This is a genomic window from uncultured Friedmanniella sp., assembly GCF_964244285.1.
In the GTDB taxonomy this organism is placed as follows: Bacteria; Actinomycetota; Actinomycetes; order Propionibacteriales; family Propionibacteriaceae; genus Microlunatus.
Window position 1 is genome coordinate 207,041 of record NZ_CAXTHT010000001.1, and the last position, 22,468, is coordinate 229,508.

General features: G+C 70.6%; 21 protein-coding genes. 3 read left to right on the top strand and 18 right to left on the bottom strand.

The features are described from left to right. Positions 1 to 149 precede the first annotated feature (149 nt). A complete protein-coding gene (locus ACFE7W_RS00925) occupies positions 150 to 1,496 on the bottom strand; it encodes a DUF4082 domain-containing protein (protein ID WP_375422892.1) in 1,347 nt (448 codons plus the stop codon). A 636-nt stretch (positions 1,497 to 2,132) separates the two neighbouring features. On the opposite strand from ACFE7W_RS00925, the gene ACFE7W_RS00930 reads away from it, so the two are divergent. Next, positions 2,133 to 3,077, top strand: a complete 945-nt coding sequence (locus tag ACFE7W_RS00930) for a hypothetical protein (RefSeq protein WP_375422893.1) — start codon at positions 2,133 to 2,135, stop codon at positions 3,075 to 3,077. Positions 3,078 to 3,144: 67 nt separating this feature from the next. Here the strand turns inward: ACFE7W_RS00930 and ACFE7W_RS00935 are convergent, their stop codons facing one another. From ACFE7W_RS00935 to malQ, 11 genes are all read right to left on the bottom strand, one after another. Beyond that, positions 3,145 to 3,426: an acyl carrier protein gene (locus ACFE7W_RS00935; RefSeq protein ID WP_375422894.1), complete on the bottom strand. Its 282-nt coding sequence runs from the start codon at positions 3,424 to 3,426 to the stop codon at positions 3,145 to 3,147. Between the two features lie 22 nt (positions 3,427 to 3,448). After that, positions 3,449 to 4,675 carry a pyridoxal-dependent decarboxylase, exosortase A system-associated gene (locus ACFE7W_RS00940; RefSeq protein WP_375422895.1) on the bottom strand — a complete coding sequence of 409 codons (1,227 nt, stop codon included), beginning with the start codon at positions 4,673 to 4,675 and terminating at the stop codon, positions 3,449 to 3,451. Beyond that, on the bottom strand, positions 4,672 to 6,324 hold the full coding sequence (locus ACFE7W_RS00945; protein ID WP_375422896.1) for an acyl-CoA ligase (AMP-forming), exosortase A system-associated: 1,653 nt from the start codon (positions 6,322 to 6,324) through the stop codon (positions 4,672 to 4,674). Before ACFE7W_RS00945 ends, ACFE7W_RS00940 begins: the two co-directional genes overlap by 4 nt. Then, complete coding sequence (locus tag ACFE7W_RS00950) at positions 6,324 to 7,691, bottom strand: UDP-glucose dehydrogenase family protein (RefSeq protein WP_375422897.1); 1,368 nt, start codon at positions 7,689 to 7,691, stop codon at positions 6,324 to 6,326. Before ACFE7W_RS00950 ends, ACFE7W_RS00945 begins: the two co-directional genes overlap by 1 nt. Further along, positions 7,688 to 9,250 (bottom strand): glycosyltransferase family 4 protein, encoded by a 1,563-nt coding sequence (locus ACFE7W_RS00955; protein ID WP_375422898.1) that lies wholly within the window; start codon positions 9,248 to 9,250, stop codon positions 7,688 to 7,690. The genes ACFE7W_RS00950 and ACFE7W_RS00955 overlap by 4 nt, the downstream gene beginning before the upstream one ends. 10 nt (positions 9,251 to 9,260) lie before the next feature. Continuing rightward, complete coding sequence (locus tag ACFE7W_RS00960) at positions 9,261 to 9,404, bottom strand: hypothetical protein (RefSeq protein ID WP_375422899.1); 144 nt, start codon at positions 9,402 to 9,404, stop codon at positions 9,261 to 9,263. 67 nt (positions 9,405 to 9,471) lie between these two features. Further along, entirely contained in the window at positions 9,472 to 10,482 is a 1,011-nt protein-coding gene (locus ACFE7W_RS00965; RefSeq protein WP_375422900.1) for a hypothetical protein, read from the bottom strand. Further along, positions 10,479 to 11,750, bottom strand: coding sequence for an MFS transporter (locus ACFE7W_RS00970; protein ID WP_375422901.1), 1,272 nt, complete (start codon positions 11,748 to 11,750; stop codon positions 10,479 to 10,481). Before ACFE7W_RS00970 ends, ACFE7W_RS00965 begins: the two co-directional genes overlap by 4 nt. Before the next feature lie 45 nt (positions 11,751 to 11,795). Further along, positions 11,796 to 12,377: an acyltransferase gene (locus ACFE7W_RS00975; protein WP_375422902.1), complete on the bottom strand. Its 582-nt coding sequence runs from the start codon at positions 12,375 to 12,377 to the stop codon at positions 11,796 to 11,798. A 169-nt stretch (positions 12,378 to 12,546) separates the two neighbouring features. Next, positions 12,547 to 13,515 carry a cation diffusion facilitator family transporter gene (locus tag ACFE7W_RS00980; protein WP_375422903.1) on the bottom strand — a complete coding sequence of 323 codons (969 nt, stop codon included), beginning with the start codon at positions 13,513 to 13,515 and terminating at the stop codon, positions 12,547 to 12,549. Between the two features lies 1 nt (position 13,516). Then, positions 13,517 to 15,679, bottom strand: coding sequence for a 4-alpha-glucanotransferase (gene malQ, locus ACFE7W_RS00985; protein WP_375422904.1), 2,163 nt, complete (start codon positions 15,677 to 15,679; stop codon positions 13,517 to 13,519). 70 nt (positions 15,680 to 15,749) lie between these two features. On the opposite strand from malQ, the gene ACFE7W_RS00990 reads away from it, so the two are divergent. Then, positions 15,750 to 16,226 carry an EVE domain-containing protein gene (locus ACFE7W_RS00990; protein WP_375422905.1) on the top strand — a complete coding sequence of 159 codons (477 nt, stop codon included), beginning with the start codon at positions 15,750 to 15,752 and terminating at the stop codon, positions 16,224 to 16,226. After that, positions 16,223 to 16,714, top strand: a complete 492-nt coding sequence (locus tag ACFE7W_RS00995) for a metallophosphoesterase family protein (protein ID WP_375422906.1) — start codon at positions 16,223 to 16,225, stop codon at positions 16,712 to 16,714. The genes ACFE7W_RS00990 and ACFE7W_RS00995 overlap by 4 nt, the downstream gene beginning before the upstream one ends. Positions 16,715 to 16,772: 58 nt before the next feature. Here ACFE7W_RS00995 and rlmN read toward each other — a convergent pair whose 3' ends face one another. From rlmN to rpsB, 6 genes are all read right to left on the bottom strand, one after another. Continuing rightward, on the bottom strand, positions 16,773 to 17,876 hold the full coding sequence (rlmN, locus tag ACFE7W_RS01000; RefSeq protein ID WP_375422907.1) for a 23S rRNA (adenine(2503)-C(2))-methyltransferase RlmN: 1,104 nt from the start codon (positions 17,874 to 17,876) through the stop codon (positions 16,773 to 16,775). A gap of 131 nt (positions 17,877 to 18,007) precedes the next feature. After that, a complete protein-coding gene (locus ACFE7W_RS01005; protein WP_375423513.1) occupies positions 18,008 to 18,817 on the bottom strand; it encodes a phosphatidate cytidylyltransferase in 810 nt (269 codons plus the stop codon). Positions 18,818 to 18,935: 118 nt separating this feature from the next. Then, complete coding sequence (gene frr, locus ACFE7W_RS01010) at positions 18,936 to 19,490, bottom strand: ribosome recycling factor (RefSeq protein WP_375423514.1); 555 nt, start codon at positions 19,488 to 19,490, stop codon at positions 18,936 to 18,938. Positions 19,491 to 19,561: 71 nt separating this feature from the next. Then, positions 19,562 to 20,278: a UMP kinase gene (pyrH, locus tag ACFE7W_RS01015; protein WP_375422908.1), complete on the bottom strand. Its 717-nt coding sequence runs from the start codon at positions 20,276 to 20,278 to the stop codon at positions 19,562 to 19,564. Positions 20,279 to 20,395: 117 nt separating this feature from the next. Then, complete coding sequence (gene tsf / locus ACFE7W_RS01020; protein WP_375422909.1) at positions 20,396 to 21,214, bottom strand: translation elongation factor Ts; 819 nt, start codon at positions 21,212 to 21,214, stop codon at positions 20,396 to 20,398. A 44-nt stretch (positions 21,215 to 21,258) separates the two neighbouring features. Next, positions 21,259 to 22,212 (bottom strand): 30S ribosomal protein S2, encoded by a 954-nt coding sequence (rpsB, locus tag ACFE7W_RS01025; RefSeq protein WP_375422910.1) that lies wholly within the window; start codon positions 22,210 to 22,212, stop codon positions 21,259 to 21,261. Positions 22,213 to 22,468: the final 256 nt, after the last annotated feature.

The window sequence follows — 22,468 nt, forward strand, 5'->3', positions numbered from 1 at the left end:
GGTCCGTAGCTCAGCACTGCGCCATCGTGCCACCTACGAGAGGTTGCCGGGCTCTCTGAGCGACACCCGACGTCGGGTAACGCGGTCCTGGTCCTCCGCACCCGGCTGCCGTTCAGCCGGATGCGGAGGAGCGGTCGGAGCTGAACGGTTCAGTAGACGCTCTTACCCGCGTTCGGGCCGTCGTACCAGGTGTTGCCCCTGACCACAACGGGGTCGTCGGTCGAAGTCAGGGGGCCATAAACCCCGGATCGCGGCGAGACCTGAGTGGTGAACCTGTTGTTGGTGATGGCGATGTTCGACACCTTCGAGAGCGAGTCTGTCCCTGCGAGGTAGCCGCCATAGACGGTGTAGGCCCCGCCACCCAGCAGGTTCTGATCGATCAGCACGTTTCTCATGTTCTGCGCCGACCCGGTGGACAAGATGATGGCCGATGTGGAACCGGGTGGCACGACGATCGAGTTGTGAATGATCCTTAAGCTCGTGGTGCCGAGAGACTGGATGCCGTCGTTGTGGGAGCCGGCGGTCATGGTGAGGTCATGGATGTAGGAGTCGCGGACTACAGCGTCATCGCCGGCCTTGATCCCGTCGACAGTCCCGTGGATGTCGCACCTGAGGCAGGTAAAGCCGCCGCCGTTCAGAGCGGAGTCGCCCGAGGTGTTCCCGAGCCCGTCGATCTCGACGTCGGTCAGTTCGAGGCCGGTGTTGTCGTTGTCGGACAGGACGTTGAAGAAGCATCCGCGTGACTGGATGAGGGAGTTCCTGATCTCGACGTTGTCGGCTCGGATGTCGAGGCACCCGGTGATCTTCTTCGAGTCGATGACCGCGCCGTCGGTGGTGATGACCGAGGGTCCGTTATAGGTTCCCAGGCTCGTCCCCGCGCGCACGCCCGTGTTTGATTCATCCGGGAAAGTGGACTCTGCAGCGCCGCTCGGAGCCGGAGCGGGGGCCGGAGCGGGAGCAGCCGCCGCGCCGGCACTGAACGTGACATCGATAAAGTAATTCGAGGCGTTGTAGGTCGACTGCGGGTAGCGAAGGGTCGACCCGTAGTTGTAGGTACCCGCGACGCCCGTCAGGTTCGCACCGGTAACGGGCCAGTCATAGGCCTTGGTCACGGCGTAACGTCCCTCGGGCATCGACGTAGCCGCCGTATAGGTCCCGCCCTCGCTGACGGCGACGGGCTTGGAGAATGCCACCGCTTGCCAGCCGCTTGCCGTCTCGTTTGCAAAGGTTGCCTGAGCCAGCAGTGCCCCGGTGGAGGAGTAGAGGGCGCCGATGTGGGTGCCGCCGTTGCCGGCCCCCTTGTAGAACCGCACCCCACTGACCGAGCCGCTGGCGTCCGCGGTGAACCGCAGGCCGACCGTCAGGGAGTCGCCGTCCGGGTAAGCCGCAACCAAAGGCCTCGCGGTGCCGAGGACAGACTCCGATGCTGCCGACGCCGTAGGAGCGCCGGCGATGACGGCACCGGTCGTGGCGGCCAAGAGCAGCGTCACCGTCATAGCCTGACGCAACAGGTGGGAAGCTGGTCGACGAGCGCGACCCCGCAATCGGAGCATGGTGGAGGACTTCATCAGTAGACCGTTTCTCTGGGGGCATCGATCGTCCGGTGGACGATCGGGCAGTTCCGGGTGAGTCCTTCCGCCAGGTCGTTTTGCCCGGGGTGCTCTGCCTGACGTTCGCTCCGGCGCTCGCGATCGATCGTGCGTCGGTTCGGGCATCTGGGGCAGACCCAAGGACTCGGCGAAACCATAACAGTTCGATAACGGTATGTCACAATTCGCTCACGTTGCGTGCTCACAGAGCCTGGTTTCGCGGTCCGAGCCACCCACACTGAACGTGTGGGCGCGGGTCGGGCGGGCACGCCGGGATTGCTGGGACAGCCTCGTGGGCGGTGCCCGGTACCAAAATCGCGGACTCGCCACGCGGTGGGAGCTTCCCCGATAGGTTCTTGCCTCCGACCAGGTGTGGCCGCCAGGACTTGCGGTACGAGATCTGGTGCACAGGGGGTTGAAGATGCGACGACAGGCGGTACCGCGACCGACCACGGTTACCGGTCTCGACGGCGGTGTTGCGTCGTGACCCCGACTGGACGGTGGCGCCGACCCCGGGCCACAGTGGTGGCGATAGTGGTCGCGGTGTTGGTGGCTTCCGCCTTGTCGCTGCTGGCGGTACTACATCACCAAGTGACCGACGAGGCATCGAGATCGTCCCGTTCGTCCGCCTCCAACAGCACTGTGGCTACATCGAACCGGCGTCCGATGCCGACGCAGGTATCGCCGACCCGAGCGGCCTCCAGGACGCCGCCCGCAGGCAAGGTTACGAGTTTTCCCAGCGCGGCGACCACAGGAGTGCCAGCCGGGACCACATTGACCCCTTATACCGGCCCGTCGACCATCACGGCGACCGGCACCGTCATAGACGCCAAGCGCATCACCACCTGTTTGGTAGTGAAAGCCAACAACGTCACCATCACCAACTCAAGCTTCGCCTCGGTGTGCTCGTTCAATATTTTGTCCGACTCCGGGGCCACCGATCTCCGCATCGCCGATGTCGAGATCGACGGCCTGGCCGACCCCGCCAGTGACTCCGCTGTCGCCGGTTCCAACTACGCCTGCCTCCGCTGCAACATCCACGGCACCACCGACGGCTTCAAGGCCGGCACCAATGTGGTGATCGACAGCTCCTACATCCACGACCTGACGCTGACCAGCGACTCGCATAATGACGGCGTCCAGTCGCTGGGGACGACCAACCTCTACGTCGCCCACAACACAATCGTCCTGGCCGACGGAGCGACCGCCGCGGTCATCCTGTCCACCGGCAGCGCCCCGGTCATGACGAACGTGACCATCACCGGGAACCTCCTTGGGGGTGGCGCATTCACGGTTTACGGCGGCTACTCAGCCGACGAGGATTCACTAGAGAAGGTCGGCAACATCTCCATCACCGACAACCACTTCAGCACCAAGACCTTCCCGCGCGGTGGCGCGTACGGCCCTCTCACCTCCACTGACCCGCCTGTCAGGGTGTCTGGCAACACCTGGTACGACGGCCCCCAGGCCGGTGACCCTGTTCAGTAGCAGGCTCGCGAAAGCCAGAATCAGCAGTGACTCCGGGCACCGCCCGCGACGTCAGAGCGCACGCCGGCTAACGTGTTGCGCTTGCTCGGGTGGCCGTCTTGTCCTGAACGAACTCCGCAAGCGACCCCAGCGTCGCGAAGATCTCTCCGCTGAACTCCTCGTCCTCGATGACGATCTCGAAGTGATCCTCAAGAGCACTGACGAGCTCCAGCACCGCAAGCGAGTCCAACTCGGGTAGCGTTCCGAACAGCTCGGTGGACTCGTCCAGCTGGTCCAGACGATACTCAAGTCCCAGGGTCGCGACCAGGACGGACCTGACCTCGATGAGGGTGGGAGTGGTGGTGGTCATGCGGTTCCTTTCGGGCGGGCGGTCAGAGGAGGATCTCGGCGGGAGCGGGATGCCCCAGGAAGGCGGTCGGGCTGGCGGTCAGGCCGTAGGCGCCAGCCTGGAAGACGACGACCAGATCGCCGATCTCGGCCCTCGGCAGCACGACCTTGTCCCCCAGCAGGTCCAGCGGGGTGCAGAGACAACCGACCACCGACACGGTCTCGTCGGGCTCCTCCTCGGCGCGGCTGCCCACCAGCACGGGGTAGTTGCGGCGGATGACCTGGCCGAAGTTGCCCGACGCGGCGAGCTGGTGGTGCATGCCGCCGTCCACCACGAGGTAGGTCTTGCCGCGCGACACCTTGCGGTCGACCACCTCGGTGACGTAGACGCCGCACTCCCCCACCAGGTAACGACCGAGCTCGATCACGGGACGGGCCTGTGGCAGCCGCTCGGCGAGAACGCCGTCCACCAGCTGGTGCAGGTTGTCGGCCACCAAGCCGAGTTCGAGCGGTGAGTCTGCGTCGAAGTAGGGGATCCCGAAGCCACCACCGAGGTTGAGGTAGCGCAGCGGCGTGGGCAGCAGGTCCGCCAGCGGCAGGACGAGGTCGACGGTGCGGCGCTGGGCCTCCGCGATGACCTCGGCCCGGAGATTCTGGGAACCGGCGAAGACGTGGAAGCCGAGCACCTCCAGCTCTGCTCCACGGAGCTCGGCGAGCAGCCCCGGCACCTGCTCGGAGTCGACGCCGAACTGCTGCGGTCCGCCGCCCATCCGCATCCCCGAGCCCTTGACGGCGAAGTCGGGATTGACCCGGACAGCCACGGTCGGCCGCACGCCGAGGTCGTCCCCGGCCGCCAGGACCCGTCGGGCCTCGGTCGCCGACTCGAGCTCGAGAACCACTCCGGCCGCGACCGCCTGGCGGATCTCGGCGGCCGTCTTGCCGGGGCCGGCGAAGCTGACCCGCTCGGCCGGCATCCCGGTGTCCAGCGCGACCTGCATCTCGCCGGCCGACGCCACGTCGAGGGAGTCGACCAGGCCCGCCAGGTGCTGCACGACGGCCGGCATGGGGTTGGCCTTCATCGCGTACGTCAGCTCGAGTCGCGCGGGCAGGGCCGCACGCAGCTGAGCCACCCGGTCGGTCAGCAGCCGGCGGTCGTAGGCGAAGAACGGCGTCGACCCCACCCGGGCCGCGAGCCGGCTCACGGGTTGCCCCCCGACGGCCAGCTCGCCCTTGATGGTCCCGAAGGTCCGCAGCAGGTCGGCGGCGCTCACGCGTCCAGCTCGGTCCGAATGAGGTTGCGGTCATACTTCCCGTTCGGCGATCGCGGCAGCTCGTCACGCACCAGCACCGTCGAAGGCACCATGTACAGCGGCAGCTGACGACGGAAGGCCGCCACCAGCGCTTCGGGCTTCAGCTCCTCCTCGTTCGCCGACGTGGCGACGAGCACGATGCGCTGACCCAGTCGCTCGTCGGCCACCCCGAGCGCAACGGCATCCCGCACCAAGCCGGTGTCGTAGGCGACTTCTTCGATCTCGGTCGGGCTGACCCGGTAGCCCGAGGTCTTGATCATCTCGTCCCGTCGACCCACGAAGTAGAGAAAGCCGTCCTCGTCGGCGACCACGCCGTCGCCGGACCAGACCGCCAGCTCGGGGGCCCGCCACGACGACTGCCGGTCCGGGATGGCACGGAACCGCTCCGCGGTCTTCTCCGGGTCCTCCCAGTAACCCAGTGCCACCAGAGCTCCCCGGTGGACCAGCTCGCCTTCCTCGCCCGGACCGCACCGGCTGCCGTCGGGCCGCAGTACCAGGACCTCGGCGTTCGGAATCGCTTTGCCGATCGAGTCCGGGCGCCGGTCCACCTCGGCCGGGTCCAGGTAGGTCGAGCGGAAGGCCTCCGTCAGCCCGTACATCAGGAACGGCTCGGCGCCACTGAAGATGCTCCGGAGCCGGTCCAACGTCGACTTCGGCATCCGGCCGCCGGTGTTGGCGAAGTACCGCAGGCTCGAGGCGGCACCCTCGGGCCATGGCACGCTCGTGATCTGCAGCCACAGCGGCGGCACGCCGGTCAGTCCCGTGACGCGATGCTTCGCCACGAGGCGGACGACGTCGGCGGGCAGCAGGTGGTTGTGCAGCACGACGTGGGCGCCCACCGAGAACGCCGTCGTCAACTGGCTGAAGCCCGCGTCGAAGCTGAGAGGCAGCGCCGACAGGATGACGTCGTCGGCGGTGTTGTGCAGGTAGCTCGCGACGCTCTCCGCGCCGACCAGCAGGTTGCGATGACTCAGCACCACACCCTTCGGCTTGCCCGTGCTGCCGGAGGTGTAGAAGATGGCCGCCATGTCGACGTCGACCGGCCGCACGGTTGGCGTGGCGGCCGGGCCAGCGACCAGGTCGTCCCAGCGGCAGACCTGGTAGCCGGTCCGCGGCTCCAGGTCCTCCGCCGTGGCGGGGCCGACCAGCACGACGTGGTCCAACGCGGGGCAGTCCGCCAGTCCCTCGCGCAGGAGGGCGAGCCGCTCGCGGGTGGTCACCAGGATGCGCACGTCGCAGTGGCGCAGGATGTAGAGCGCCTGGCCCGCCTTGAGCACGTGGTTCACCGGGACGAAGACCCCCGCCGCGGCCGAGGTGGCGAAGACGGCCGCCACGGTCTCCACCCTCTTGTCCACGAAGACAGCAACCCGGTCCTCACGCGCGAGCCCGAGTCCGATGAGCCCCGACGCCGCGGCCTGGACGAGCTGCCAGACCTCGGCGTAGCTCGTCGTCTGGTCCCGGTAGGTGAGGCAGGGGGCGCCCCCGCGCTCCGCCGCGCCGCCCTCCAGCAGGTGGTGGAGGTTGGTGCGCAGCGGCCGACGGCGCCGGTGGGCCACGGGCTCCGCGGGCAGGGCGGTGGACTGCTGGGCCAGGTCCATCGCGGCGGCCATCAGCGGCGTCCCAGCGCGCGGTAGGTCCACCCAGCGGCCCGCCAACGGGCGGCGTCCAGGGCGTTGCGGCCGTCGAGCATCCGAGGTCGGGCCACCCGCGTCCTCAGCTCGTGAGGGTCCAGCGCCACGTACTCGGGCCACTCCGTCAGCAGCAGCACGAGCTCCGCGTCCTGGACGGCCTCGTCGACGGTCTCGGCGAATACCAGGTCGGGCCACTTCGCCGAGGCGTTGGCGATCGCCTCCGGGTCGGTCACGACCACCTCAGCCCCCTGCAACGTCATCTGGGCGGCCACGCTGAGGGCCGGCGAGTCCCTGACGTCGTCGCTGTCCGGCTTGAACGCTGCGCCCAGCACCGCGATCCGACGGCCAACGATAGAGCCTTCACAGACCTCGCGGGCGAGATCCACCATTCGTACCCGGCGCCGCAGGTTGATGGCGTCGACCTCTCGGAGGAAGGTCAGCGCCTGGTCCACGCCGAGCTCGCCGGCCCGCGCCATGAAGGCGCGGATGTCCTTGGGCAGGCAGCCGCCGCCGAAGCCCAGGCCCGCGTTGAGAAAGCGGCGACCGATGCGGGCGTCATAGCCGATGGCGTCGGCCAGCTGGACCACGTCCCCTCCCGTCACCTCGCAGAGCTCGGCCATGGCGTTGATGAAGGAGATCTTGGTCGCCAGGAACGAGTTGGCCGCCACCTTGACCAGCTGCGCGGTGGCGTAGTCGGTGACCACCACCGGAACCCCGTTGGCGACGGCCTTGGCGTAGACCCGGTTGAGGACGGTCACCGCCCGCTCCCCCGCGGGACCCTCCGGCACCCCGTAGACCAGGCGGTCCGGGGACAGGGTGTCCTTGACGGCGTGCCCCTCGCGCAGGAACTCCGGGTTCCAGACCAGGGTGGCGGTCGGCTCGACCGACCGCAGCAGCTCGGCGAGTCGCTCGGCGGTCCCGACCGGGACGGTCGACTTGCCGACCACGACGTCGCCCGGCTTGAGCTGCGGCAGCAGCTGATGGAAGGCGGCGTCGACGTGCCGCAGGTCAGCGGAGTTCTCCCCACGTCGCTGCGGGGTCCCGACACAGATGAAGTGCACCTGCGCGGCCGCGACCGAGCCGAGGTCGGTGGTGAACCGGAGCTGGCCGGTGCGCGCACCTTCCGCCAGGATCTCGGTCAGACCCGGCTCGAAGAAGGGAGCCTGCCCCGCGGCCAGCTCGGCGATCTTCGCAGCGTCCACGTCGAGCCCGACGACGTCGTGACCCAGGGCGGCCATCGCGGCGGCGTGGACGGCTCCGAGGTATCCGCAGCCGATGACCGAGATCGAGACGGCGTCGGTCGGGGTCTCCCACCGCGACGGGTGCTCGTCCATCTCGGCCATCATGCGGAGCTCCTCTGCAGGGCGCTGTCGTCCGGGCCCTGGCTGGCGCCGAGCTGGAGGTGACGGCGGCCGCCGCGGTCCACCGCCTCGTCGACCAGCTCGGACTGCTCGACCCGGGCCGGCTTGTCGAGCTGCGCGGCCGTGCCGAGCAGGGAAGCGGTGTCGAACACGTCGCCCGTCCCGAGCAGGGCTGTGGTCTCGCGCAGGGCTCCTTCGTCCAGCAGAGTGGCCCTCTCGGACACGTCGGCCTCGCCACCGGACGCGGCTCGAGCGGGGTCCTTAGCCGACTCCGGAACGGCCACTCGTCCGACCCGGCCGGTCAGCCCGTCGAACACGCCGACGTAGCCCGGGACCTGGGTGCGCCAGTCCAGGTGCTCCACGACCCGCTTGCGGGCGGCGTCACCGAGCCGCCGCCGCAGGGTGTCGTCGTCGAGCAGCCGCTCGACCTCGTCGGCGAACGCCTGGACGTCACCCGAGGGGACGTAGAGCACCGTGTCGCCGCCGGACACCCGGGTCTCGGTCAGGTCGAAGGCCACCGACGGCAGCGCGTAGGCCATGTACTCCATGGTCTTGTTCATGGTCGAGACGTCGTTCAGCGGCGACTTCAGGTCGGGGCACAGACCCACGTCCGCGGCACTGAGGTGCTCGGCGATCATCTCGAGGTCCGCCCGGCCGGTGAAGGTGACCACGTCGTCCAGGCCCAGCTCGGTCGCCCGGGAACGGAGCTCGTCGAAGCAGTCGCCGAAGCCCATCAGGGTCGCGCGCACGGTGGTGCGGCCACGGCGGTGCACCAGCTCGTCCATGACGTCCAGCACCACGTCGACGCCGTCCTGGGGACCCATGATGCCGAGATAGACCAGCGACTGGGGCCGGCCGGGCTCGACCGGTTCGGCGGGCGCGACGGGACGCATCCGGCGGGTGTCGGGGCCGCTGCGGACCACGACCACGTCCTCGGCCCAGCGACGGCCGCGGCGGATGGCGACGGATCGGTAGGACTCGTTGGTGGAGATGACACGGTCGGCCGTCCGGTAGGTCATCTGCTCCAGCCAGCGCAGTCCCCAGTACTGGAGCTTGCCGTTGGAGGTCTTCGGCTGACCGAACCGGGACAGGTAGAGCTCGGGGTTCAGGTCGTGCTGGTCGAAGACGAAGCCCACGCCCCGTGATTTCCACAGCTTGGCCAGCGCCCAGTAGGTGTCCGGGGGGTTGCACGCCTGAATGACGTCGAACGGCCGGTCGCGCCAGATCGTCCAGGACAGCCAGGCGGTACGCAGCCAGCTGTAGACGAACTCGAGCAGGAAGCCCTTGGCGCCGTCCACCTGGGGGGCGGGGCGGTACTTGTGGATCCGCACGTCGTCGATGACGTCGAACGACGGGTCACCCGGTCCCTTGGGGCAGATCACGCTGACGGCGTAGCCCGCGTCCCTGAGTGCCTGGCACTCCAGCCAGACCCGGCGGTCCAGCGGCACCGGCAGGTTCTGGACGATGATCAGGATGTGGGCGTGGCTGCGGAAGCGGCTCTCGTGGGGACGGGCGGCGCGCCGGCCCGGGGCGAGCTTGAGCATGGCGGCCACGTCAGCGCCGCCCGACCGTCAGCGAGCTCAGGCGGGGGTCCGCGCTGCCGAGCGCGTCGGCGCTGACCGGCCGGGGGCGGCCGGGGACGGCAGGTCCGCAGTCCCCCGTCCCGGAGCGGATGGTGGGGATCGCAGTTGTCTTCATCGACTTCTCCTCGGCTGGCTCGATGTGCGGCGCCGCCGGGGGGTGCGGGTCAAGCAGATACAGCTGCTCACCGGACGACGGCCGGTGAGGTGGCGTACGGGATGAGGACGGTCGGGGTGCCCTGGCCGTTGGCCGGGACCTCCCAGACGTCGGAGGTGGTGGCCTCGGTGCCGGCCCGGGGGACGCCGTAGAGGACGGTGTCGTTGTCGAGCCACTCCATCTGGTCGTCGACGCTGCGCGTCTCGGCCAGCAGCACCTCCGTGCCGGTGGCGAGGTCGAGGACCGCGAGCCGCCAGACGCCGGGAGTCGCGTTGCCGAGCCGCTTCTTGTACGCGACGTGCGTCCCGTCCGGTGACAGGGAGGGGCACTCGGCGTCGGTCCGCAGAGCGGTCATGGTGCGGGCCTTGATGCTGCCGCGCACCAGCCAGGTGGTCCCACCCGAGGCTGCGGTGGCGTAGAAGGTGTCGTCGTCGGGAGCGAACGTGACGCCCCAGAAGTTGCGGTTCAGGGCCCTCAGGTCCGAGCCGTCCGGCAGCGTGGTCCGCCAGGTCTCCAGGTTCCCCAACGACCGGCCGCGCTCGCGGATGATGGTCGAGGTCGAGAACGAGGTGGACGCGTAGGAGTGGCCGGCCACGAAGGTGGTGGTCGAGACCAGGCTCCCGTCGCGCGACATGCGCGCCCGGCTCGGCTCACCGGTGAGGACCGTCGACCTGGTCGGCTGCAGCTGGGCGTCCAGGGTCGTGATCCCGTAGCTGGGGGCCATGCCGCGGGTCTCGGTCACGCAGACGCCGGCGTGGGCGGTGGCGTAGACCCGCTGACAGCTGAGCGGGGTCACTGCCCGCGGTCCGGCCGGGTTGTCGAGGGGCACCAACGCGAGGTGGGCGTAGTCGGCACCCAGCTGGGTGTTCCGGAAGACCACCCGGGGGCCGGTCAGCACGGCCGCCGCTCCCACCGTCGGAACGGCCGTTGCGGCAGCGGGAGCGAGGGCGGCGTCGCGGGCGTAGACGAAGTAGCCGGCGGCGACGACGAGACAGAGCAGGGTGACGAAGCCGAGCAGCACGACCCGACCGCGGCTCACGACCGTGCTCCTGCCGGGCGGCGCAGCTGCAGCAGCCCCGCGGCGAAGGGGATCGCGACCGCGAGCGCGACGGCCACCACCACCATCGCGGTGGAGCGGCCGGTCAACGTCCACAGCAGGCCGAAGCCGACGGAGGACCCGAAGCGGGCGAGGGCGACGACCGTCTGGGCGGCCGCGATCCCACTGGCCCGGCTCGCCTCGGGCACCAGCCGGCTGGCGATCGCGGCCAGCACTCCGTCGGTCGCGGCGTAGAACGCGCCCAGCAGCAGGAGCACCCCGGCCACCTCCCAGGCGGCACCGTGCTGGAGGGCGGTCACCACGTAGGCCGCGACGAGGAAGAGGTGACCGCCGAGGAAGACCCGGGGGCGCCCGACGCGGTCGGCCAGTCTCCCGAACGGCACGGCGAGAGCCAGGTAGGCGGCGTTGGTGCCGACCATCAGCAACGGGAACCAGCGGGCACCGACCGTCCCGGACGAGGCGAGCACGAGGTAGAGGAACCCGTCGCCGACGGTCAGCAGACCGAGGACGCCGGCCGCGAGCAGCAGCCGGCGGAGCCGACGATCGGTCAGGTCCCGCCAGCGCATCCGCGGTGCGGTCCTACGGACCGCCTCGACCGTGCTGGGCGCGGACTCATCGCTGGTCGCGGCGGCGGTCCGTGCCCGCCCCGGGACGACCAGCAGCAGGACGGCCACGCCGACCACCGCAGCGGCCGCGCTGAGCACGAAGACCGAGTGGAAGCCGCCGAGGCCGAGCGGGATCGCGCTCAGGATGCCGAAGGCGGCGAGCGGACCGACCAGGGCCCCCGCGGTGTCGAGCGTCCGGTGCACGCCGAAGTTGCGGCCGAGGTCCCGTTCCTGGCTGGAGGCCGCGATCATGGAGTCCCGCGGTCCGGTCCGCAGTCCCTTGCCCAGCCGGTCCAGGGCGACCGTCCCGGTGATCGCGGCGAACCCGGTGGCGGGCAGCAGCAGGAAGCGGGACAGCGCCGACACGCCGTACCCGAGCAGGGCGACCTCCTTGCTCCGGTGGGTGCGGTCCGCCCACCACCCGCCGAGCACCCGGACGACCGCCGAGACGCCCTGGTACACCCCGTCGAGGAAGCCGTAGGCGAGCGGGCTCATGCCCAGGACGGCCGTCACGTAGAGCGGCAGCACCGCGACCACCGACTCCGAGGACACGTCGGTGAAGAAGCTGACCATGCCGAGGGCCAGCACCGTGCGCGGGACGCCGCGCAGCCGGGAGCGCCGCCCCTGCTGCTCGCCCTGCTTCACCGGGCTCTCGCCTGTCGGTGTGCCCCGAAGCGTGACGTACATCCGCTAGCGCTCCCGCTCCGTGACGCGCTTGCCGTCGCGGACGAACTGGCGGCCGCACTCACACGCCAGGTCCTCGGGCAGTCGGCGGCCGCACACGCAGGCCCAGCCGATCAGCCGCCCCGGGTTGCCGACCACGAACCCGTGGTCGGGCACGTCTCTGGTCACCACGGCCCCTGCTCCGACGAAGGCATGGGCGCCGATCTCGACCCCGCAGACGACGACGACGCGTGCGCCGAGCGTGGCCCCCTTCTGCACCTGGGTGGTGGCCAGCCCGTCGCCGGACTTCTTGACGTGCGCGCGGGGGCGGAGGTCGTTGGTGAAGGTCACGCCCGGTCCGAGGAACACGTCGTCGGCCACCGTGACCCCGGCGAAGACCATGACCTGGTTCTTGACGGTCACCCGGTTCCCGAGAACGGCGCCGCCCTCGATGTAGGCGCCGTCGCAGACGTTGCAATCACGACCGACGGAGGCGCCCGCGAGGACGTGCGCAAAGGCCCAGACGCGCGTCCCCGCACCTACGTCGTCGCTCTCGCACAACCCCGCAGGATGCACGAAGACGGCAGCGTCTTCCCCCAAGGCGCGCATGACCCATTCCCCCGAACTCGACAGCGCATAGACGCGTGACCGACCCCGCACAGGAAGGGCTCAGCAACGCGCGTCACACTCTGCCGTTTCTCACCCGGGCCGGAGTCGAATGTTGAAGATTGGTCACGATCGGGCTCGGCGAGGTCAATTTCGTGCTCGCCCCTCGGCCTCAGAGCAGCAGCGACGCCTCGTCGGGGGTGGCCAGGGTGAGGACGGCCTCTTCGATGTTGTCGTTGCCCTCCAGGTGGCGCTCGAGCCGACGCAGCCGGACGGCGAGGTGCTCCTCGCGGTCGTTGCCGCTCATGTCGATGGCGGCGACGAGGTAGAGCCGGCCCGGACCGAGGAACTCCAGGTGCAGGTAGGTGACCCGGTCGACCTCCGGGCTCTCGAGGAGGCCGCGCAGCACCTCGCTCCGCAGCCCGGGCCGCACGTTCTCCCCGACCAGGAAGCGCCGGTTGCGGTCGATCAGGACGACCGCGACGACGCCGAGCAGCACCCCGACCAGGATCGAGCCGATGGCGTCCGGGACGGCGGAGCCGGACAGCTGGTGCAGCAGGATGCCGCTGCCGGCCAGCAGGATACCGATCAGCGCCGCCGCGTCCTCGAAGAAGACGGCTCGCAGGGTCGGGTTGGAGGTGTTGAGGATGTGGTCGCCGACGCTGCGGCCGAGCTCCCCCGCGGTCCGCCGGGTCTGGGTGACGGCCTGGGTGAACGAGACCCCCTCCAGCACGAACGAGACCGCCAGCACGAGGTAGGCGATCAGGAAGTCCTGCGCCTCCTCCGGGTGGATCAGCTCGCTGATGCCGTGGTAGATCGAGACGACCGCACCCGCGGTGAACAGGCCGAAGGCCGCGAACATCGACCAGACGTAGGTCTCGCGCCCGTAGCCCATCGGGTGGCTGTCGTCCCGCGACTTCTCCCCCCGCCGCTCAGCGACCAGCAGGAAGATCTCGTTACCGGTGTCGGCCCAGGAGTGTGCCGCCTCGGCCAGCATCGAGGCCGAGCCGGTCACCATCGAGGCGACGGTCTTGGCGATCGCGATCAGCAGGTTCGCCGCGAAGGCGATGATCACCGTCCGCAGGCTGCTGCTGCCTCCGGACTTCTGCTCGGTCGCCGGGGGCGCCTGTGCGGTGGACACGTCAGTCGCTCGCTCGGGGCATGGGGACGACCCTAGCCGGGGGCTGATGGGCGAAGACCCCGGCCAGCGCAGCCACCCGAGGGCTGGCGAGGACGTCCTCCAGCAGGACGGGCTCGCCGGCCGGGCCGGTCAGCGGCACCCGCCAGTTGGGGTACTCGTCGGTCGTCCCCGGCTGGTTCTGGGCCTGCCGGTCACCGACCGCGTCGGTCAGGGCGACGCACTGCAGCCGCGAGGGGGTGAGGGTGAGGTAGCGGTGCAGCGCCTCGATGGTCTCCGCTTCGCCGGCGCCCGCGGTCAGCAGGCCGGACGCCTCGAGCTGGTCGGTCCAGGCCCGTCGTTCCTCGGTCGCCGCCTCGAGCTCCTCGGCCACCGGCCGGGTCAGCACGCCGAGCCGGTCCCGGAGCCGGACGTGGTCCCCGGCCAGGTAGGCGCTGGTGGGCGGCAGGTCGTGGGTGGTCACCGAGGCCAGGCACAGCTCGCGCCAGCGCTCGGGAGCCAGCGGGAGCCGATCGCCCTCCCAGTCGAACTCGAACCACAGGATCGAGGTGCCGAGGATGCCGCGCTCGCTCAGGTAGTCGCGCACCCAGGGCTCCACCGTGCCCAGGTCCTCTCCCACCACCAGCGCCTCGGCCCGGTACGCCTCCAGGGCCAGGATGCCGATCATCGCCTCGTGGTCGTAGCGGACGTAGGTGCCCTCGGTGGGGCCGAGCCCGGCCGGGATCCACCACAGCCGGAACAGCCCGATCACGTGGTCGACGCGGATGCCGCCGGCGTGCCGGAGGATGGTCGAGACCATCTGCCGGAACGGCGCGTACGCGCTGTCGGCCAGCCGGTCGGGCCGCCACGGCGGCTGGCTCCAGTCCTGGCCGTTCTGGTTGTACGGGTCCGGCGGCGCCCCGACGGTGATGCCGGCGGCGTAGGAGTCCTGCAGGCTCCAGGCGTCGGCGCCGGCGGGATGGACGCCGACGGCCAGGTCGTGCATGATCCCCAGCCCCATCCCGGCGCGGCGGCCGGCCTGCTGCGCGGCGGCCAGCTGCTCGTCCAGCAGCCACTGCAGCCAGCACCAGAACTCCACCTCGGTAGCGTGCTCGGCCGCGAACTCCAAGACGGCGGGCGAGGCCGGGTGCCGAAGCTCCTCCGGCCAGTCCGCGAGCCCGCCGAGCCGCTCCGACAGCACCGCCCAGGTCGCGAAGTCCTGCAGTCCCCACCCCTCCCGCCGGCGGTAGGCGCGGAACGCGACCTCCCGGCCCGGGGTTCGCGGTACCGCGAAGATTACGCTCAGCGCGGCTCGCTTGGCCGTCCAGGACCGGTCCCGGTCGATCGGGGGCGCCTCACCGTCGGCGATCTCGACCCCGGCCCGCAACTCGTCCACGCGTTGCCGCTGCTTGGGCGTCGCCGTCGCGTACTCCAGCACCCGCTCGGGCCGCAGGTACATCGGGTTGGTGAACCGCCGCGTCGTCGGCAGGTACGGCGAGGGCTCCATCGGCGGCACGGGCTCGGCCGCGTGCAGCGGGTTGACCAGGACGAAGTCGGCGTCGTGCTCGGCGGCCGACCAGACGGCCAGGTCCTCGAGGTCGGCCAGGTCCCCGACACCCCACGACTGCCGGGACCGGACGCTGTAGAGCTGGGCGGCCAGCCCCCAGGCCCTGCGCTCACCCAGCCGCTCCGGTACCCCCAGCCAGGCGGGCGTCACGATCACCTCGGTCACCGCCTCCTCGCTGGGGGTCCGGGCCTGCAGCCGGTGGTACCCGAGCGGCAGGTCGGTCGGCAGCTCGAGCCGCAGCTCGGAGACCATCCGGTCGCCGACCTGGCGGGCCTGTCGGCCTCCCCGGAGCCGGACGACGTCCTCCCGCCGACCGCCGCTCTCCAGGTCGATCCAGACCTCGACCTGCTCACCCTGGGTCGGGTGCACCGCCACCTCGACGGTCCGGCCGCTGCGGAACGCGACGCACGGGGGCAGCAGCCGGGACCAGGGCAGCTCTTCCTGGTCGGCCAGGGCCGCCGCGACGGACTCGGGGGTCGAGGCGTCGACGCCCAGGCCGGCGAGCACCGCGGTCAGGGTCTGGTCGCTGATCTGGCGGTGCTGCCCCTGCCAGTCCCCGTACTCGGTGGCGACGGAGAGAGCTTCGGCGAGCCGGTGCAGAGCAGTTGCGGGGCGGGGCATGGGCACCATCTTCTCGTGCCCGGATCTGGACCTCCCGAAACGTCCGCGGCCGGGCTGGGAGGATGACGGCGTGGCGTCAGCAGGGTCGGTCCGTCGGGCGGACCTGGGGGCCTGGCTGCTCAAGTGCAACCCGACGGCCTGGGACCTGCCTGGCTTCTGGGCCACCGGTGAGCGACGGCTGACCTCCTGGTCGGTCCGGCCCGGTTACCGCAGCGCGCTGATGCGCCCCGACGACCGGGTGCTCTGGTGGGTCTCGGGCGACGGACGCTCCGGCTTCGCCCGGGGCGTCTGGGGCGTGGGTCGCGTCGTCGCCGAGGTCGAGCCGTGGTCGGAGGACCTGCGCGGCTTCTGGCACGCCGCGGACGGCCACCACCAGGTCCGGGCCCGGGTCGAGGTGGACGTCGCCCTGCTCGACGAGCCGGTCACCGACGCGGAGCTCAAAGCCACGGGCGTCGGCGACCTGGAGGTCCAGCGCCAGCCCTTCGCCGCCAACCCGTCCTGGGTGACCCGGGAGCAGCTGGCCGCCGTCGAGGACCTCCTGCCGTGAGGGTCGTGGTGCTCGCCGACACCCACGCCCCACGGTTCTGGAAGGGCTGTCCGCCGGCCGTGGCCCGTGAGCTGGCTCGCGCGGACCTCATCCTGCACGCTGGGGACGTCTGCACCCCGGACGTCCTGGACGAGCTGGCCGCTTTCGCCCCGGTGCACGTCGTCCTGGGCAACAACGACGGCCCGGAGGTGGCGGCCTGGGGCGCCCCCGAGACGTGGGAGCTCGAGCTCGCCGGCGTACGGGTGGCGATGATCCACGACAGCGGGCCGAAGGACCGCCGCACGCTCCGGATGCGCCGGCGTTTTCCCACCGCCGACCTCGTGGTCTTCGGCCACTCCCACATCCCGATGGACGTGACCGGGGACGGGGTGCGGGTCTTCAACCCCGGCTCCCCCACCGACAAGCGCCGCCAGCCGGACCGCACCCTCGGCGTGCTGGAACTGGCCGACGGCGAGATCGTCTCGGCCGGGATCGTGCGCCTGCCCTGACCGACTTGTCAGACACCAGTTGCCCCCCGGGACAACGGCGTTCTGACAAGTCGGCGGATCAGACGCCGGCGTCCACTTCCGTGGCCTTGAGCTGCCCGCAGGCTCCGTCGATCTCGCGGCCGCGGGTGTCGCGGACGGTGACGGGGACGCCCCTGGCCTCCAGCCGGCGGACGAACTCGTCCTCGTCGCGGCGGCGGGACGCCGTCCACTTCGAGCCGGGCGTGGGGTTCAGCGGGATCAGGTTGACGTGCACCCAGCCCCAGTTGCCGCGGCGGCGCAGCACCTTGGCCAGCAGGTCGGCCCGGCTGGCCTGGTCGTTGATGTCGCGGATCAGGATGTACTCGATCGAGACGCGACGCTTGGTCACCCGGGCGTACTCCCAGGCCGCGTCGACGACCTCCTCGACGTTCCAGCGGGTGTTGATCGGCACCAGCTCGTCGCGCAGCTCGTCGTCGGGAGCGTGCAGCGACAGGGCCAGCGTGACCGGGATGCCCTCGGTAGCCAGCTGCTGCATCCGGGGCACCAGGCCGACGGTCGAGACGGTGATGCCGCGGGCACTCATGCCCAGCCCGTCCGGGGTCGGGGTGGTGAGCTGGCGGACCGCGCCGACGACCGCCTTGTAGTTGGCCAGCGGCTCGCCCATGCCCATGAAGACGACGTTGCTGACCCGGGCGGGGCCGCCCGCGATCTCGCCGCGGTCGAGCCGGCGGGCGCCGTCCATCACCTGCTCGACGATCTCGGCCGTGCTCATGTTGCGCTGCAGGCCGCCCTGACCGGTGGCGCAGAACGGGCAGGCCATCCCGCAGCCGGCCTGGCTGGAGACACACATCGTGACCCGGTCCGGGTAGCGCATCAGCACGCTCTCCACCAGGGCGCCGTCGTGCAGCCGCCACAGGGTCTTGACGGTCGTCCCGGCGTCGGCCTGGGTGGTCGTGACCGGCTTGAGCAGCTGCGGGAGGAACGTGGTGGCGAGCTGGTCGCGGACCCCGCTGGGCAGGTCGGTCCAGTCGGCCGGGTCGTCGCGCAGCCCCTCGAAGTAGTGCGCGGAGAGCTGGCGGGCGCGGTAGGTGCGCTGGCCGGCGGCCTCCACGAGCTCGCGGCGCTGCGTCGGGCTGAGGTCGGCCCAGTGCTGCGGCGGCTGTCCGCGCCGAGGAGCGTTCATCACCAGCGGCAGGAGGGTGCCGCTCGTCGGCCCGGGTGCTTTCGTCGGCGGAGGGGTCGTCCCCCCGGGGACCGATGCACGGGTGGCTTGGTGGCTCGGGGGGGTCGCCCCGCCCGCCGGTGCGGGTGCGCTCATCCGCCGGGTACCAGTACATACATGATGACCCAGGCTACCGGGGCCGCGACCAGCAGCGAATCCAAGCGGTCCATCACGCCACCGTGCCCGGGCAGGAACGAGCTCATGTCCTTGATCCCGAGGTCGCGCTTCAGCATCGACTCGATCAGGTCGCCGCAGGTGGCCACGGCCACCAGGCAGACGCCCAGGATCACCCCCACCCACCAGGGCGCGTGCAGCCCGAACACCGTCATGCAGACGGCGGCCACGGTACCGAACACGACCGAGCCGGCGAAGCCCTCCCACGACTTCTTGGGGCTGATCCGCGGCGCCATCGGGTGGCGGCCGAACAGCACGCCGGCGATGTAGCCGCCGGTGTCGTTCATCACCACGACGAGCAGGAAGGTGACCGTCCGGGCCACACCGTCGGAAGGGGTGGCCAGGATCAGCGCGGCGAAGGAGCCCAGCAGGGGGACGTAGCCGATGGTCAGCATGCTGGCCGCCACGTCGCGGACGAAGCCCTCCGAGCCCGCCGGCATCCGCCAGATCAGGCTGGCCAGCACGGTCAGCGCCAGCGAGGCCAGCAGCACGCTGGTGGTGGAGAACACCACCGGCGACTGGCGACCCGCCACGTAGGAGCCGATGGCGATGGCGACGCTGCCGACGACGATGGGTACCACCGCCGAGCGCATTCCGACCCTGGCCAGCGCCGTGTGCAGCTCGACCGAGCCCAGCGCCAGGGCCAGGGCGACGAGCAGCACGAAGCCGAACGGCCAGAAGAGCAGCGTCGCGATGACGTAGCCGCCGAGCCCGACTCCGACCCCGATCGCGGCCGGGAGGTTGCGGCCGGCCCGGCCGTAGCTCGGCGCGGCGGCGGGCCCGGGGTCGGGCGCAGGTGCGGGCGGTGGAGGGGGCGACACGTTCACGCCGGTGCCGAACGCCCGCTCAGACGGCGAGCAGCTCGGCTTCCTTGTGCTTGAGGACCTCATCGATCGAGTCGGTGTGCTTCTTGGTGGCGGCGTCGAGCTGCTTCTCGGCGCGGCCCACCTCGTCCTCACCGACCTCCTTGTCCTTGACCAGCTTGTCCAGAGCTTCCTTGGCGGTGCGCCGGGCGCCGCGGACGGAGATCCGCGCGTCCTCCGCCTTGGTCTTGGCCAGCTTGATGTACTCCTTGCGGCGCTGCTCGGTGAGCTGAGGCAGGGTGACCCGGATGGTCTTGCCGTCGTTGGACGGGTTGACGCCGAGGTCGGAGTCGCGGATCGACCTCTCGATCGCGTTCACCGAGGACTGGTCGAACGGGGTGATCATCACGACGCGGGCATCGGGCACCTGGAAGGTGGCCAGCTGCTGCAGCGGCGTCTGCGAGCCGTAGTAGTCGGCGGTCAGCTTGGCGAACATCGCCGGGTGGGCGCGGCCGGTACGGATGGCCGCGAACTCCTCCTTGGCGTACTCGATGGCACTATCCATCTTGATCTCGGCCTCGAGGATGATGTCGGCGATCACGGGAATCGGTGCTCCTTGAACGTGTCCTTGGTGGTGGGAGGTTCTCGGCTGGGCGGCGCGGGGCCGGCTCAGGCGTGGACCGTCGTCCCGATCTTCTCACCCGCGACGACCTGCACGATCGACCCCGGGTTGTCGAGGCCGAAGAAGACCATCGGCAGCTTGTAGTCGCGGGCCATGCTGATGGCCGTCGCGTCAGCCACCTTCAGGTCGCGGGCCAGGTACTCGTCGTAGCTCAGGTCGTCGTACTTGACCGCGTCGGCGTGCTTCTTCGGGTCGGCGGAGTAGACGCCGTCGACGCCCTGCTTGCCCATCAGCAGCACCTCCGCCCCGATCTCCAGCGCCCGCTGGGCGGCCACGGTGTCGGTGGAGAAGTACGGCATCCCGGAGCCGGCGCCGAAGATGACCACGCGCCCCTTCTCCAGGTGACGCTCGGCCCGGCGGGGGATGTAGGGCTCGGCGATCTGGCCCATGGTGATGGCGGTCTGGACCCGGGTCTGGACGCCCAGCTTCTCCATGTAGTCCTGCAGGGCCAGGCAGTTCATCACCGTGCCCAGCATGCCCATGTAGTCGGCGCGGTCGCGGTCCATGCCCCGCAGCTGCAGCTCGGCGCCGCGGAAGAAGTTGCCGCCGCCGACGACCACCGCCACCTGGACCCCGCTGTCGAGCACGACCCGGGCCATCTGCTCTGCGAGCCCGTGCACGACGTCAGGGTCGACGCCGAGATGCCCGCCGCCGAACACCTCCCCCGACATCTTCAGCATGACGCGCTTGTAGGGTCCGCTCATCGTGGTCCTTCCTGGTGCTGGAACGGGGCCTGCTGCTGGAACGGGGCGCCCGAGCACTCCGGGCGCCGGACAGACGAATGCGCTGCGGACCCGCGGTCCGCAGCGCATCCTGCCATCTCAGGCTCCGGCAGCCTCGAAGCGGGCGAACCGGGTGACCTTGACGCCGGCCGCGTCCAGCTGCTTGCCGACGGTGGTCTTGTTGTCGGTGACCGAGGGCTGGTCGAGCAGGACGACGTCCTTGAAGAACGCGTTCACCCGGCCCTCCACGATCTTGGGCAGCGCCTGAAGGGGCTTGCCCTCCTCCTTGGCCGTGGCCTCGGCGATCCGGCGCTCGTTCTCCACCAGGTCGGCCGGCACCTCGTCGCGGGTCAGGTACTGCGGGCGCATCGCGGCGATCTGCATCGCCGCGGTCCGCGCCGCCGTCTCGTCGCCGCCCTCGTACTCGACGAGCACGCCCACCTGGGGCGGCAGGTCGGAGGCCCGGCGGTGGAGGTAGACCACCGTCTGGCCGTCGAAGTACGTGGCGGCGCTCACCTCGAGCTTCTCCCCGATCTTGGCGGCGAGCTGCTCGACGGCCTGGGCCACGGTCTCCCCGGACGGCAGCGCGGCCGCGTTGGCGGCCTCGACGCTGTCGGCCTTGGTGGCCGCGACAGCCTGGACCGCGGCGTTGGCCAGGGTCAGGAACTCATCGTTCTTGGCCACGAAGTCCGTCTCGGCCCCGAGCTGCAGCAGGGCGCCGTCGGCGGAGGCGACCAGTCCGTTCGTGGCGGACCGCTCGGCCCCCCGCTTGGCGGCCTTGGCCTGGCCGTTGACCCGCAGGTACTCGACCGCACGGTCGAAGTCGCCGTCGGACTCGGTCAGCGCCTTCTTGCAGTCCATCATCCCGGCGCCGGTGGCGTCGCGGAGCTTCTTCACATCTGCGGCAGTGACTGCCATGGTGTCAGTTCCTCGTCTTTCCGTACGTGGTGCGGTGTCCAGCCTCAGTTGGCGACCGGCTGGTCGGACTGCTGCTCGACGTCGATGGCGGCGTCCGCGGCGGCCTCGGCCTCCACGGCGGCCTCCTCAGGCTGCTCGGACGCGGGCACCGGCTCGGCGACCGGGGCCGGGTCGGCGGCGGGCGCCCCGTCGGCTGCGGGCGTCTCAGCCGGAGCGGCGCCGTCGGCGGCACCCAGCAGCTCGCGCTCCCAGTCGGGCATCGGCTCGGTGGTGCTCTCGGGGGACGCCTCGGCGCCGGTCTGGGCGCCGGAGCGAGCGACCAGCCCCTCGGCCACCGCGTCGGCCAGCACGCGGGTGAGCAGCGAGACGGAGCGGATCGCGTCGTCGTTGCCGGGGATCGCGAAGTCGACCTGGTCGGGGTCGCAGTTCGTGTCGAGGATGCCGATCACCGGGATGTGCAGCTTCCGCGCCTCGTCGACGGCGAGGTGCTCCTTGTTGGTGTCGACGATCCAGACGGCCTGCGGGGTCTTGCTCATGTCCCGGATGCCGCCCAGGGTCTTCTCCAGCTTGTCCTTCTCCCGGCGGAACCCGAGCAGCTCCTTCTTGGTGAAACCGGAGCCGGCCACGTCGTCGAAGTCCATGCCCTCGAGCTCCTTGAGCCGCTGGACGCGCTTGATGACGGTCTGGAAGTTGGTCAGCATGCCACCCAGCCAGCGCTGGTTGACGAAGGGCATCCCGACGCGCGTCGCCTGCTCGGCGATGGCCTCCTGGGCCTGCTTCTTGGTGCCGACGAACATGACCTGGCCGCCGCGGGCGACGGTGTCCTTGACGAACGCGTACGCGCGGTCGATGTAGGTGAGCGACTGCTGCAGGTCGATGATGTAGATGCCGTTGCGCTCGGTGAAGATGAAGCGGCGCATCTTGGGGTTCCATCGGCGGGTCTGGTGCCCGAAGTGGACGCCGCTCTCGAGGAGCTGGCGGGTGGTGACGACGGCCATGGCCGTATTCCTTCCCTGGCCGGCCCTCACGGAGGTGCCGGCGTGCGGTTTGGTCCGGTCCCGAGCTCTTCGGGACCGCCTGACACCCGCGCCACGCCGACTCGAGCTGGTCGAGACCGGAGGCGTTGCCCGGCGCTGAGGCCGGAAGGCGGGCATGCGAAGTCAACCCTGGTGGGTTGCTGACGCCCATGTTACACCGGCGCGTCGGCGCTCCCGGCCGTCGCCGCGGCCCGCGGCACCTCGACTCGCCGCCGCC

What these genes read in the sequence shown, in the direction of transcription:
- ACFE7W_RS00975 (WP_375422902.1), bottom strand. Translation starts at nt 12,377, where the DNA reads ATGCGCGCCTTGGGGGAAGACGCTGCCGTCTTCGTGCATCCTGCGGGG.
- ACFE7W_RS00960 (WP_375422899.1), bottom strand. Translation starts at nt 9,404, where the DNA reads ATGAAGACAACTGCGATCCCCACCATCCGCTCCGGGACGGGGGACTGC.
- ACFE7W_RS00935 (WP_375422894.1), bottom strand. Translation starts at nt 3,426, where the DNA reads ATGACCACCACCACTCCCACCCTCATCGAGGTCAGGTCCGTCCTGGTC.
- ACFE7W_RS00950 (WP_375422897.1), bottom strand. Translation starts at nt 7,691, where the DNA reads ATGATGGCCGAGATGGACGAGCACCCGTCGCGGTGGGAGACCCCGACC.
- ACFE7W_RS00945 (WP_375422896.1), bottom strand. Translation starts at nt 6,324, where the DNA reads ATGGCCGCCGCGATGGACCTGGCCCAGCAGTCCACCGCCCTGCCCGCG.
- ACFE7W_RS00955 (WP_375422898.1), bottom strand. Translation starts at nt 9,250, where the DNA reads ATGCTCAAGCTCGCCCCGGGCCGGCGCGCCGCCCGTCCCCACGAGAGC.
- rlmN (WP_375422907.1), bottom strand. Translation starts at nt 17,876, where the DNA reads ATGAACGCTCCTCGGCGCGGACAGCCGCCGCAGCACTGGGCCGACCTC.
- rpsB (WP_375422910.1), bottom strand. Translation starts at nt 22,212, where the DNA reads ATGGCCGTCGTCACCACCCGCCAGCTCCTCGAGAGCGGCGTCCACTTC.
- malQ (WP_375422904.1), bottom strand. Translation starts at nt 15,679, where the DNA reads ATGCCCCGCCCCGCAACTGCTCTGCACCGGCTCGCCGAAGCTCTCTCC.
- ACFE7W_RS00925 (WP_375422892.1), bottom strand. Translation starts at nt 1,496, where the DNA reads ATGACGGTGACGCTGCTCTTGGCCGCCACGACCGGTGCCGTCATCGCC.
- pyrH (WP_375422908.1), bottom strand. Translation starts at nt 20,278, where the DNA reads ATGAGCGGACCCTACAAGCGCGTCATGCTGAAGATGTCGGGGGAGGTG.
- tsf (WP_375422909.1), bottom strand. Translation starts at nt 21,214, where the DNA reads ATGGCAGTCACTGCCGCAGATGTGAAGAAGCTCCGCGACGCCACCGGC.